The sequence below is a fragment of the Streptomyces sp. NPDC031265 genome (assembly GCF_055570295.1).
This window is the reverse complement of sequence record NZ_JBVIHM010000001.1, coordinates 659577-671340: the sequence shown is the minus strand read 5'-3', so window position 1 is coordinate 671340 and position 11764 is coordinate 659577. Positions and strand designations below refer to the sequence as shown.

At 72.6% G+C, this 11764-nt stretch carries 11 protein-coding genes; 3 read left to right on the top strand and 8 right to left on the bottom strand.

The window, feature by feature from the left end; genetic code table 11:
- The first annotated feature begins 9 nt into the window (after positions 1-9).
- Positions 10-408, top strand: a complete 399-nt coding sequence (locus tag ACZ499_RS03235) for a hypothetical protein (RefSeq protein WP_468671671.1) — start codon at positions 10-12, stop codon at positions 406-408.
- A 52-nt stretch (positions 409-460) separates the two neighbouring features.
- On the top strand, positions 461-1480 hold the full coding sequence (locus ACZ499_RS03230; RefSeq protein WP_468671669.1) for a GlxA family transcriptional regulator: 1020 nt from the start codon (positions 461-463) through the stop codon (positions 1478-1480).
- Here the strand turns inward: ACZ499_RS03230 and ACZ499_RS03225 are convergent.
- The 4 genes from ACZ499_RS03225 to ACZ499_RS03210 all read right to left on the bottom strand — a co-directional run bounded on the left by ACZ499_RS03225 (position 1385) and on the right by ACZ499_RS03210 (position 6274).
- Positions 1385-2647: an MFS transporter gene (locus ACZ499_RS03225; RefSeq protein WP_468671668.1), complete on the bottom strand. Its 1263-nt coding sequence runs from the start codon at positions 2645-2647 to the stop codon at positions 1385-1387. The genes ACZ499_RS03230 and ACZ499_RS03225 overlap by 96 nt on opposite strands.
- Before the next feature lie 76 nt (positions 2648-2723).
- Positions 2724-3773, bottom strand: a complete 1050-nt coding sequence (locus ACZ499_RS03220; RefSeq protein ID WP_468671667.1) for an alcohol dehydrogenase catalytic domain-containing protein — start codon at positions 3771-3773, stop codon at positions 2724-2726.
- Positions 3770-4912: an acyl-CoA dehydrogenase family protein gene (locus ACZ499_RS03215; RefSeq protein WP_468671666.1), complete on the bottom strand. Its 1143-nt coding sequence runs from the start codon at positions 4910-4912 to the stop codon at positions 3770-3772. Before ACZ499_RS03215 ends, ACZ499_RS03220 begins: the two co-directional genes overlap by 4 nt.
- Before the next feature lie 447 nt (positions 4913-5359).
- On the bottom strand, positions 5360-6274 hold the full coding sequence (locus tag ACZ499_RS03210; protein ID WP_468671664.1) for an SDR family oxidoreductase: 915 nt from the start codon (positions 6272-6274) through the stop codon (positions 5360-5362).
- An 86-nt stretch (positions 6275-6360) separates the two neighbouring features.
- Between ACZ499_RS03210 and ACZ499_RS03205 the strand changes: the two genes are divergently transcribed.
- Positions 6361-7299, top strand: coding sequence for a cyclase family protein (locus ACZ499_RS03205; RefSeq protein WP_468671662.1), 939 nt, complete (start codon positions 6361-6363; stop codon positions 7297-7299).
- 297 nt (positions 7300-7596) lie between these two features.
- On the opposite strand, the gene ACZ499_RS03200 is transcribed toward ACZ499_RS03205, so the two are convergent.
- The 4 genes from ACZ499_RS03200 to ACZ499_RS03185 form a co-directional block, all read right to left on the bottom strand.
- A complete protein-coding gene (locus ACZ499_RS03200; protein WP_468671658.1) occupies positions 7597-8088 on the bottom strand; it encodes an ATP-binding protein in 492 nt (163 codons plus the stop codon).
- A gap of 382 nt (positions 8089-8470) precedes the next feature.
- A complete protein-coding gene (locus ACZ499_RS03195) occupies positions 8471-9343 on the bottom strand; it encodes an acyl-CoA dehydrogenase family protein (RefSeq protein WP_468671656.1) in 873 nt (290 codons plus the stop codon).
- Entirely contained in the window at positions 9343-10476 is a 1134-nt protein-coding gene (locus ACZ499_RS03190) for an acyl-CoA dehydrogenase family protein (protein WP_468671654.1), read from the bottom strand. Before ACZ499_RS03190 ends, ACZ499_RS03195 begins: the two co-directional genes overlap by 1 nt.
- Positions 10476-11669 (bottom strand): amidohydrolase family protein, encoded by a 1194-nt coding sequence (locus ACZ499_RS03185; protein WP_468671652.1) that lies wholly within the window; start codon positions 11667-11669, stop codon positions 10476-10478. Before ACZ499_RS03185 ends, ACZ499_RS03190 begins: the two co-directional genes overlap by 1 nt.
- Positions 11670-11764 lie beyond the last annotated feature (95 nt).

Genomic DNA, 11764 nt, shown 5'->3' with positions numbered 1-11764 from the left:
CTCCCACCCATGGCCGACCCCATCGCCGAACCCATCGAGCTCGGCGTCCGCGCCGCCGCCCGGCGGCTCGCCGCGCAGACCTGTCCCGGCCTCCCCGACGACGTGGAGGCCGCGCTGTACGCACGCGGCGCCGCCACCCGTCCCGACCAGTACACCGACCTCAACTCGCTCGGCGCGCTCATCGTGAGCATCGGGACCCTGGCCTGGACGGTCTACAACGATCTGAGGAGCAGGGCGGCCGCGCCCCGGCGCGAGGTGATCGTGCGCCACGTGCAGGACCGGCTGGTCCGGGAGGACGCGCTGCCGCCGGCGCTCGGGCCCGCCGAGCGGGACCGGATCATCGTCGTCACCGTGGACGAGATCCTCGACGCGGCGGCCCGGCAGGAGGAGCCGGGGCAGCCCCAGTAGCGATGGCTCGATCGGCATGGCCCGAAGAGATCGGGCCACATACACTCGGCCCATGGCCCCGCCCCAGCCCCACCGCATAGTCGTCCTGGCCCTCGACGGCCTGCTCCCCTTCGAGCTCGGGATTCCGCAGCGGATCTTCGGGCGGGCGCGGAGTCGGGGCGAGGGGCGGGAGGCGCTGTACTCCGTCGTCACCTGTTCGGTCCGGGCGCCCGGACCCGTGCAGACCGACGCCGACTTCGCCGTGCTCGTGGAGAACGGGCCCGAGGCGCTGGCCCTCGCGGACACCGTGGTCGTGCCCGCCTCGCACGAGCTGGGGCCGGTGTACGAGGAGGGCGTGCTCACGGACGAGCTGGCGCGGGCGTTCGCGTACGTACGGCCAGGTACGCGCATGGTCTCCATCTGCACCGGCAGCTACGTCCTGGCCGCCGCCGGGTACCTCGACGGGCGGCCCGCCACCACCCACTGGTGGCACGCCGAGCACTTCCAGCGGCTCTTCCCGTCCGTCGACGTCGACCCGGACGTGCTGTTCGTCGACGACGGGGACGTGCTGACCTCGGCCGGGGTCGCCGCCGGGATCGACCTCTGCCTGCACCTGGTGCGGCGCGACCACGGGGCGGCGGTCGCCAACGAGGTGGCGCGGCGCACCGTGGTGCCGCCGCACCGGGACGGCGGGCAGGCCCAGTACATCGAACGCCCGCTGCCGCAGCCGCAGTTGGCGACGACCACCGCCGCCCGCGCCTGGGCGCTCGGGCGCCTCGACGAGCCGATCCAGCTGCGGGACATGGCCGAGCAGGAGGCGATGTCCGTACGGACGTTCACGCGCCGGTTCCGCGAGGAGACGGGGCTGAGCCCCGGGCAGTGGCTCACCCAGCAGCGCGTCGAGCGCGCCCGGCACCTGCTGGAGACGAGCGACCTGTCCGTGGACCGGATCGCCCGCGAGGCCGGATTCGGTACGGCGACCTCGCTGCGCCAGCACCTACAGGCTGCGCTCGGCGTCCCGCCGACCGTCTACCGGCGTACCTTCCGCGCCGCCGGAAGCAACGCCGTCGGAAGCGGCCCCGTCGGCGGCTGAGCCCGCCGCCCGGTCGCGGGCGGGCTCGCGCAGCACCCCGATCACCGTCAGCAGCAGCGTGAGGCCCACCCCGGCCAGGATCGCCGTCGACGGGGCCACCGAGCGCAGCAGGACTCCGGAGAGGGTGCCGGTGACCGCGTAACCGGCGCCCACGGCCGCGTACATCACCGAGTACCCGGCGGTCAGCGCGCTCGGCGGCAGCACCTCGCGCAGCAGCAGATTGCGGGTGAGCATCGCCCCGGCCTGGAGGACACCCGCGAGCACCAGGAGCACGGCGAGCCAGACGGCGCCCGGCAGCAGCGCGACGAGCGCCACGCACCCCGAGACCGCGAGCAGCAGCACCAGGCTCTGCGCGCGCAGGGCGCCGGGCCACGAGCGCAGCCCGTACACGAAGGCGCCCGCCGCCGACCCGGCCGAGAACCCGGCGAGCAGCGGGCCCGCCCAGCCGAGCGCGATACCGCGCTGCTCCAGGAGCGCGGGCAGCACGAGTTCGGCCAGGGCCAGCAGGGAGATGCCGGCCGCGCCGGTCACGTACACCGGCCAGGCCCGCCACAGCACCCGGCGCATCGGCTCGCCGCCCCGGTCGGCGGTGTCGGCCTGCCAGCCCGGCGGCAGCGCCCACAGCCCGGCGACGGCGGCGGCCATCAGCGCGGCCGCGAGCAGCATCGGAAGGTACGGGCGGACGCTCAGCGCCAGCCAGGTGGTGACGGCCGGGGTCACCGACCAGATGCCGAAGATCAGCATCGACTCGCCGCTGACCGCCTGTGCGACGGCCCGCTCGGGCACCATCGCGGCGAGCATCGCGCGCAGTCCCCCGGAGGTCGCGGCGGGCGCAGCCCCGGCGACGAACGCGGCGGCGCCGAGCACCACCGGGTGGGCGTCGTGGGCGAGGCCGAGCACGGCGAACCCGACCGCCCCGCCCGCGAGCCCCGCCGCCAGGTGCGGCCGCGCCCGCTCGGCGCGCAGTCGCATGCCGAGCAGGGGTGCGCCGACGATCTCGCCGAGTACGTAGACGGCGGCGAGCACGGCGCCGAGGGTGTACCCGCCGGGCCGGTCGCGGACCATGAAAACGACGGCCAGCGGCGCCATCGCAACCGGCGCCCGCGCCCCGACGGCGACAAGTGCCCAGGTCAGGATGGGGCGCGTGGCGAGGTCGCGATAGCTCATGGGGCTGAAGATAGCCCGGGGTCCCGGCTCGGCTTCAACTACTTATCGGGGCGGGGGGCTTGCCGCCGCCCCGCCCTCAGAAGGTCAGCACCCCGCGAGCGACCCTCCCCTGCCGTGCGTCGTCGACGGCCTTGGCGAAGTCCTCTATGGGGTACGTCTCCGTCACCAGCTCGTCGAGGAGCAGGACGCCGGTGCGGTACAGCTCGGCGTACCGGGGGATGTCGTGCTGGGGCCGTGAACTCCCGTACCGGCAGCCGAGGATGGACTTGTCCAGGAACATCGCGGCGGGCGCGAACGTCGCCTCCGCGGTCGGCGCGGGCATGCCGAGCAGGATCGCCTGGCCGTGCCGGTCGAGCAGGTCGACGGCCTGCCGGACGAGCCCGACGTGGCCCACGCACTCGAAGACGTGGTCGGCGCCGGTCACCAGGACCTCCCGTACGCCGTCCACCGACGTCAGGAAGTGGGTGGCGCCGAACTGCCGGGCGGCGGCCTCCTTCGCCGGGTTGGTGTCGACGGCGACGACCGTCCGCGCACCCGCGATCCGGGCGCCCTGCAGGACGTTGAGACCGATGCCGCCGGTGCCGATGACGACGACGGTGTCGCCGCGGTCGACGCGGGCCCGGTTCAGTACGGCGCCCACGCCGGTGAGGACGGCACACCCGATGAGAGCGGCGGAGGCGAGCGGAAGGTCGGCAGGGATCTTCACGGCCTGAACGGCCTTGACCACCGTACGTTCGGCGAAGGCGGAGTTGGAGGCGAACTGGTGGACGGGCGCGCCGCCGCGCGAGAACGGCCGTCCGGGCCGTCCGATCGCCTTGCGGCACATGGTGGGCCGCCCTCGGTCGCAGTCCGCGCAGGCACCGCAGTTGGCGAGGGTGGAGAGCGCCACGTGGTCGCCGGGGGCGACATGGGTGACGCCCACCCCGACCGCCTCGACGACGCCCGCGCCCTCGTGGCCGAGCACCACGGGTACGGGGAAGGGGATCGTCCCGTCGATGACGGAGAGGTCGGAGTGGCAGAGCCCGGCGGCGGCGATCGCCACCCGGACCTCGCCGGGCCCCGGATCGCGCACCTCCAGGTCGTCGACCACCTGTGCGTGCGTACCGTCGAACAGAACACCTCTCACTGGCCCCTGGCCTCCCTCGGCAGGCCGAGCACGCGCTCGGCGATGATGGTGCGCTGGATCTCGTCGGAGCCGCCGTAGATGGTGTCGGCCCGCGAGAAGAGGAACAGCCGCTGTAACGCGTCGAGTTCGTACGGCCTTTCCTCGCTCCAGTCGTACGGACCGACAGCGCCGGCCGCGCCCCGTACGGCCATGGCGAGCTCACCGAGACGCTGGTGCCAGCCGCCCCAGAGGAGTTTGGCGACGCTGGGGGCGGCGGGGTCGTCGCCGCCGAGGGTACGCAGCGCGTTCCAGCGCATCGTGCGGAGCTCGGCCCACTGGCGGACGATCCGGTCGCGGAGGAGGGGGTCGAGGGCGCCTGCTCCTGTGTGCTGGATGATGCGCTCCAACTCCTCCTCGAACCCGATCTGTTGGGCCAGGGTGGAGACTCCGCGTTCGGCGGCGAGCAGGTCCATGGCGACGCGCCAGCCGTTGCCCTCGCCGCCGACGAGATGGTCCGGGTCGGCGCGGGCGTCGTCGAAGAAGACCTCGTTGAACTCGCTCGTCCCCGTCAGCTGCCGGATCGGCCGGACCTCGACCCTGCCGTCCGGCTGGTCCATCGGGACGAGGAGGAGGGAGAGGCCGTGGTGGCGGTGCGAGCCGGATTCGGTACGGGCGAGCACGAAGCACCAGTCGGCTTCGTGGGCGTGCGAGGTCCAGACCTTCTGACCGGTGAGGCGGTACGCGCCGGTGGGTTCGCGGGTGGCGGTGGTTCGGACGGCGGCGAGGTCGGAGCCGGCGCCGGGTTCGCTGTAGCCCTGGCACCAGATCGCCTCGCCGCGGGCGATGCCGGGCAGGAAGCGGGCCTTCTGGGCGGAGGTGCCGTGGGTGAGGAGGGTGGGGGCGAGGAGGTTCTCGCCCATGTGGCCGAGGCGGGGCGGGGTGTTCTCGGTACGGGCGTATTCCTCGGCCCAGATGACCTGTTGGGTGAGGGTGCCGTTGCGGTTCCCGTACGGTGTCGCGCCCCACCCGAGCCCGATCCATCCGGCGTCGCCGAGGGTTCGCTCCCATTGGCGGGGGGCTTTGTCGGGCGGGTTTGCGTCGAGCCAGGCGCGGGCGTCGCGCCGGAAGGTGTCGTCGTGGGGGGAGAACCGGAAGTCCATGTGGTTGCCTCCTGGTGGTGTGGTGGGGTTTCCCCCCACCCCGCCCCTTCCCCAAGGCCCTGGGCGGGCGGCCGGGGGCTCCGCCCGTGGGGCCCCGGGTTCGTCTGCGGGTTCGGTGGGGGCTGGTCGCGCAGTTCCCCGCGCCCCTAAAGGCAGAAGGGGGCGCGGCCACATTTCAGGCCCTCCGGGGTGCGAGGAACGGGGCCCAGGCACATCCAGCCCTTCCGGCGCCGGGGCGCGGGGCAGGGAGCGGAGCTCCCGCCCTTCAGGGGCGCGGGGAACTGCGCGACCGGCCACAGACGACCCGCAGACGAACGGAACCGGGGCGGAGCCCCGAAGCGGGGTGCAGGGGCCGCAGGCCCCGCTCGGGGTCCGGGGGCGCAGCCCCCGGGAAACGAGCCTCCACCCCCCACCCACCCCCGGAGGGGTTGGCGGGGCGGGGCGTCCTCACGTGTTCGGCCGCGCGTCCGCGCTCGCCGCCCGCTCCATCTCCCCCACCCGCTCCAGCAACGGCATGGGATCCACCCCCACACCCCCCGGCAGGAACTCCGCGATCCGCTCCGGCGTCCACGCGCCCTCCGCGACGTACCCGGCCCGAAGCTCCCGCGGCTGCGCCCAGACCGCGATCTTGGGGCCGGCGACCGTGTACACCTGACCGGTGATCCCGGCCGACCGGGCCGCGTCGCTGAGCAGATAGACCACGAACGCCGCCACATCCTCCGGCTCACCGATCTCCTTGAGCTCCAGGGGGACGTTGGCGGACATCCGGGTGCGGGCGACGGGGGCGACGGCATTGGCCGTGACGCCGTACTTGTGCAGGCCCAGCGCCGCGCTGCGTACCAGCGAGATCACCCCGCCCTTCGCGGCGCTGTAGTTCGCCTGCGCCACGCTCCCCTGGTGGTTGCCGCTGGTGAAGCCGATCAGCGTGCCCGTGCCCTGCTTCCGCATCACCGCCGACGCCGCCCGGAACACGGTGAACGTGCCCTTGAGGTGGGTGGCCACCACCGGGTCCCACTCCTCCTCCGTCATGTTGAAGAGCATGCGCTCGCGCAGGATCCCCGCCACGCACACCACCCCGTCCACCCGGCCCCACCGGGTGAGCGCGGTGTCGACGATGCGCTGGCCGCCCTCCATGGTCGAGATGTCGTCGGCGACGGCGACCGCCTCGCCGCCCGCCGCCTCGATCTCCTTGACCACCGCGTCCGCGATCTCGCTGCTGGGCGAGGCGCCCTCGATCGAGACGCCGTAGTCGTTGACGACGACCTTCGCGCCCTGGGCCGCCGCCGCGAGCGCCACCGCGCGGCCGATGCCGCGCCCCGCGCCGGTCACGGCGACCACTTTGCCTGCCAAGAAGTTCCCCACGCCCGGCCCCTTCCCGCGGTTTCTGACGGACCGTTAGATTCTAGAGCCCGGCAGCCACCGGAAGACAAGACCCAGGGAGGGCCCACATGCCAGCAGCCTCCGCACTGCCCCCCGAGTTCCACGACATCGCCAAACGCGTGAACAACTGGGGGCGTTGGGGCCCCGACGACGAGATCGGCACGCTCAACCTCATCACCGACGACGTCGTACGCACCGCCGCCGCCACCGTCCGCACGGGCCGTCGCATCCCCCTCGCGCTCCCCCTGGAGCAGAACGGCGTCCAGACCGGGCTGATCCCCGGCCGGGTCAACCCGCTGCACACCATGGTGCAGATCAACCAGGAGATCTTCGGCCCCGGCACCGTCGCCACCAGCGACGACGCCGTGACGTTCGGGCTCCAGGCCGCCACCCACTGGGACGCCCTCACCCATGTCTCGCACTCCGGCCGCATCTACAACGGCCGCCCGGCCGCGACCATCACCGCCCACGGCGGCGCGGAGTTCAGCGGGATCGACAAGCCCCGCCACCTCGTCTCGCGCGGCGTCCTGCTCGATGTGGCCCGCGTCCACGGCGTGGACCGGCTGCCCGGCGGGCACGCGGTCACCCCCGAGGACCTGGCGGCGGCCGAGGAACTGGGCCGCGTCACCGTACGCGCGGGCGACATCGTGCTCGTACGCACCGGCCAGATCCAGCTCTGCCTGGGCGGCGACAAGCACGGGTACGGGTTCCCCTCGCCGGGCCTCTCCCTCCGTACGCCCGAGTGGTTCCACGCGCGCGATGTCGCGGCGGTCGCCAACGACACCCTCACCTTCGAGATCTTCCCGCCGGAGGTCGAGAACCTGTGGCTGCCGGTGCACGCGCTCGACCTGGTCGAGATGGGGATGCTGCAGGGCCAGAACTGGAATCTCGAAGAGTTGTCCACAGCCTGTGCGCAAGAGCGGCGGTACGCGTTCTGGCTGTCGGCGATGCCCGAGCCGTTCGTGGGCGCCACGGGGACGCCGGTCGCGCCGGTCGCCGCGCTGTAGCGGCGGGGCATACGGGGGTGGCGCACATTCACGGGTGGCGGCGCGTCATGCGCACCCCGAGCACGGCACGGCGGCCGCCACCCGGCTGCGGCGTGCTCGCCCTGCTCCCCATGGACCGAAGGAGCCTTGCCCTGAGCCCACGCCGAGCCACGACCCGCACTCGCCGAGGAGAACCAGGACCGGCCCAGGACGGACCAAGGACCAGTCCGCGCCCTCGGCGTCCCCTCGCGACGAATCGCTCATCCAAGGGTGATCAGGCCGACACGGCGCGTCAACACCCAGTGAAAGGTATGCCGCTTATGCCCGATTTGTGACGGCGCACGACGGCTCATACGCGCCCGGCTCGAACGCCCCGCCCGTACGCTCCGGCGCGCCCCCGTCGCAGCACCGGTCCACCTCGCACCAGATCGACTTGCCCGCGCCCTCCGCCTGCCAGCCCCAGCGGTCGGCGAGGCCGTCGACCAGCTCAAGGCCCCGGCCGTTGGTGTCGTCGCCGTCCGCGTGGCGCGGCTTCGGGGCGCACGCACTGGTGTCGGCCACCTCGACCCGGACCGTACCGCCGTCGGCCGGTCCGCCGAGGGGGCCGAACAGCATCCGCAGCACGGCGGGACAGCCGGTGTGCACCACCGCGTTGGTGACGAGCTCCGAGATGATCAGGATCAACGTCTCGGCGAGCGGCTCGTCCAGCCGTATCCCGGACCCGGCCAGCCGCGAGCGAGCCCATCTGCGAGCGCGCCCCACCTCGGCGGGGTCGGCTCCGACCTCCAACTGAACCTGAAGCACCTGCACCGCTCACACCATCCGAACCGGCGGACACATCGCCTCGCGCCTCGACAAGTTCACGGAACGTGATTTCCTTACGAGACAGCATGGTTGACGTACAGTCACCGCAACAAGCGCTTCAGGCATATTCCAGCGCGAAGGAGTACGCGTGGTGCACACTGTGCGACGCACATTGCGGGGGGTCGAACAGGAGCGCGCGGGATGCCTGGGGGATCGCACCCCACGGAGGGTACCCGAGGGCGGCCCCGACTCCGGCGCGTGACGAGTCCGGCGAAGGACACAACCCGGTATCGACGCTCGGTGACGCTTCATCACGCTTCGGCCAACGTCTCGTGGGACCTCGGACCGCCCTGGCGCGTCCGGCCGGAACCCCTGCCGGCGGCTCCTCTCACATCGCCCCCTCCAGCGCCGCCGCCTGGAGCTCCTGCGCCAGGACCGTCGGCAGCCAGCGCTCGCGCCGCAGCCACGCCCGCTTCAGATGCAGATGGACCTCCGCCTCCCAGGTGAAGCCCATCCCGCCGTACACCTGGAGGCAGTCCCGGGCGCACCGCACCGCCGCCTCGTCGGCCAGCAGCTTGGCGCCCGCGATCTCCACCTGGTCCCCGGTCACGGCCGCCGCGTACACGGCGGCGCGGGCCACCTCGGTGCGGACCAGCATCTGCGCGCACAGGTGTTTGACCGCCTGGAACGCGCCGATGGGCTGTCCGAACTGCTCGCGCCCACAGGCGTGTTGGACGGCCATCGCGGTGGTGCGCCCCGCACTGCCCAGTTGCTCGGCGGCGGTCAGCAGCGCCCGTTCCGGCGGCCCCTTGTCCCCGCCGTCCGGCAGGCGGTGCAGGGGGGTGAGCGGGTCCACCGAGCGGATCGGCTCGGCGACGGTGACGTCTCCCCGTACGACTTCGGCCTCCTCCAGCCACTCCACCAGGCCCCCGTCGGGCGCGGTCACCACCGTCCGGCCCTCGGCCGCCCCCTCGACCAGGCCCGCCGCCAGATGCGTGGCGATCAGCGGGCCGGGGAGGAGCGCCCGCCCGGCCTCCTCGAAGAGCAGCACCGCCTCGGGCAGCCCGAGCCCCACCCCGCCCGCCTCCTCCGGCAGCCGCAGCGCGAAGAACCCGGCCTCGCCGAGCGCCCGCCACAGACCCCGGTCGAGCCCGCCCCCGTCGACGGCCGCCCACAGCGCCGTGGAGTCGAAGCGCCGGGCGAGCAGGTCCCGTACGCCTGACCTCAACGCCCGTTGGTCGTCGGTGAGTTGGAAGTCCATCAGCGGCCCTTCGGCAGGCCGAGGATCCGCTCGGCGACGATGTTCTGCTGGATCTGCGAGGTGCCGGCGGCGATGGTGTACGAGAGCGAGGACAGCCGGTCCAGGGTCCACTCGCGGCCGAGGTCGAGTGCGTCGGGGCCGAGGACGGCGGCGGCCGCGTCGTACAGCTCCTGGCGGGCGTGCGAGTAGCGGAGCTTGAAGACCGAACCGCCGACCCCGGGGACGCCGCCGGTATGCTCGGACTCGCTCACGTTCCACTGGATCAGTCGCCAGAGCGCGGTGAACTCGGCGTGCAGACACCCCAGTTGGCGGCGGATCACCGCATCATCCCAGGTGCCGTTCTTGTGGGCCGCGCGGACGATCTCCACCAGGACGCGGCGGCAGGCGACCACCTCGCCGACGAAGGCCGTGCCCCGCTCGTACGACAACGTCACCATGGTCACGCGCCAGCCGTCGTTCTCGGCGCCGACGCGGTGGTCGACCGGGATCCGCACCTCGTCGAGGAAGAGCTGGGCGAACTCGTCCGACCCGGCGAGGGTCCGCAGCGGCCGTACCGTGATGCCGGGCGCGTCCATCGGCATCGCCAGCCAGCTGATGCCCCGGTGCTTGGGTGCGTCGGGATCGGTGCGCACCAGCAGTTCGCACCAGTCGGCGACCTCCGCGTGCGAGGTCCAGATCTTGGAGCCGCTCACCACGTACGCGTCCCCGTCGCGCACCGCCCGGGTCCGCAGGGCCGCCAGGTCCGAGCCCGCGTCGGGCTCACTGAACCCCTGGCACCACACCTCGTCCCCGCGCAGCACCGGCTCCAGCCACCGCGCGCGTTGCTCCTCGGTTCCCTCGGCCGCGATGGTGGGGCCCGCGTGCAGCAGCCCCACGAAGTTCGCGCCGACATAGGGCGCCCCGGCGCGCTCGGTCTCCTCCAGGAAGATCAGCCGCAGGGTGGCGGACGCGCCCCAGTGCACGCGCGCGTACCCGGCGTCGTACAGCATCCGCTGCCAGCCGGTGTCATACGCGCGCCGCCCCGGCCAGTCCAGCGGGTCCGGCTTCGGCGGCAGCCCCGGCAGCACGGCCGCGAGCCACTCCCTGAGCCGTGCCCGGAACTCCTCCTCCTCGGGCGTGTACGAGAGGTCCATCAGCGGTCGAGGTCCAATCCCAGCATGCGGATCGCATTGCCCCGCATCAGCTTGTACACCGTCTCGTCGTCGAGGCCCTTGACGTGGTCGAGGGCGACCTCCTTGGTGTGCGGGAAGGTCGAGTCGACGTGCGGGTAGTCCGTCTCGAAGGTCGCGTTGTCGACGCCTACGGTCTCGATCGATGCGATGCCGTGCTTGTCGCGGAAGAAGCAGCAGAAGATCTGCCGGTAGTAGTAGGTGGAGGGCGGCTCGGGGATGAGGTCGCGGACCCCACCCCAGGCGCGGTGCTCCTCCCACACGTCGTCGGCGCGCTCCAGGGCGTACGGGATCCAGCCCATCTGCCCTTCGGAGTACGCCAGTGTGAGGCGGGGGAACTTCACCAGGACCCCGGAGAAGAGGAAGTCCATCATCGACGCCATCGCGTTGTTGAAGCTGAGCGAGGCCTGGACGGCGGGCGGGGCGTCCGGCGATGCGGCGGGCATCTGCGAGCTGCTCCCGATGTGCATGTTCACCACCGTCCCGGTCTCCTCGCAGACCGCGAAGAACGGGTCCCAGTAGCCGGAGTGGATCGACGGCAGGCCCAGGTGGGTGGGGATCTCGGAGAAGGTCACGGCACGTACGCCGCGTGCCGCGTTGCGCCGGATCTCCGCCACGGCCAGATCGATGTCCCACAGCGGGATCAGACAGAGCGGGATCAGCCGCCCCCCGCTGTCCCCGCACCACTCCTCCACCATCCAGTCGTTGTACGCGCGCACACAGGCAAGCGCGACCTCCTTGTCCCGCGCCTCCGCGAACGTCTGCCCGCAGAACCGGGGGAAGGTCGGGAAGCACAGCGACGCCTCGACGTGATTGAGATCCATGTCGGCGAGGCGCGCCTTCGGATCCCAGCAGCCCCGCCGCATCTCCTTGCGAGTGATGCCCTCCAGCGTCATGTCGTCGCGGTCGAAGCCGACGGCGGCGATGTTGCGCTTGTACGGGAACTTCAGGTCCTCGTAGATCCACCAGTCGGTCGGCGGTCCTTCCGGGTCCATGGTGATCCGGTACTTGCCGCCCACGTAGGCCAGTTCACCGATCCCGGCGGTCAGCGGGCGCGGCCCGCGCTCGCGGTACCTGGCCGGGAGCCAGGTCTCGAAGAGGTGGGCCGGTTCGATCACATGGTCGTCGACGCTGACGATGCGCGGCAGTTCGGTCATGCGTGGCCTCCACCCGACTCACATATCTGATGGTCCGTCAGATATCAGGCTAGCCCCGCACCCCTGGACCGACAAGGCGGTGCGCCCTACGCTCT

Excerpts from the sequence above, each read along its gene's own strand:
- ACZ499_RS03235 (WP_468671671.1), top strand. The coding sequence starts at position 10 with ATGGCCGACCCCATCGCCGAACCCATCGAGCTCGGCGTCCGCGCCGCC.
- ACZ499_RS03185 (WP_468671652.1), bottom strand. The coding sequence starts at position 11,669 with ATGACCGAACTGCCGCGCATCGTCAGCGTCGACGACCATGTGATCGAA.
- ACZ499_RS03225 (WP_468671668.1), bottom strand. The coding sequence starts at position 2,647 with ATGAGCTATCGCGACCTCGCCACGCGCCCCATCCTGACCTGGGCACTT.
- ACZ499_RS03205 (WP_468671662.1), top strand. The coding sequence starts at position 6,361 with ATGCCAGCAGCCTCCGCACTGCCCCCCGAGTTCCACGACATCGCCAAA.
- ACZ499_RS03195 (WP_468671656.1), bottom strand. The coding sequence starts at position 9,343 with ATGGACTTCCAACTCACCGACGACCAACGGGCGTTGAGGTCAGGCGTA.
- ACZ499_RS03190 (WP_468671654.1), bottom strand. The coding sequence starts at position 10,476 with ATGGACCTCTCGTACACGCCCGAGGAGGAGGAGTTCCGGGCACGGCTC.
- ACZ499_RS03215 (WP_468671666.1), bottom strand. The coding sequence starts at position 4,912 with ATGGACTTCCGGTTCTCCCCCCACGACGACACCTTCCGGCGCGACGCC.
- ACZ499_RS03230 (WP_468671669.1), top strand. The coding sequence starts at position 461 with ATGGCCCCGCCCCAGCCCCACCGCATAGTCGTCCTGGCCCTCGACGGC.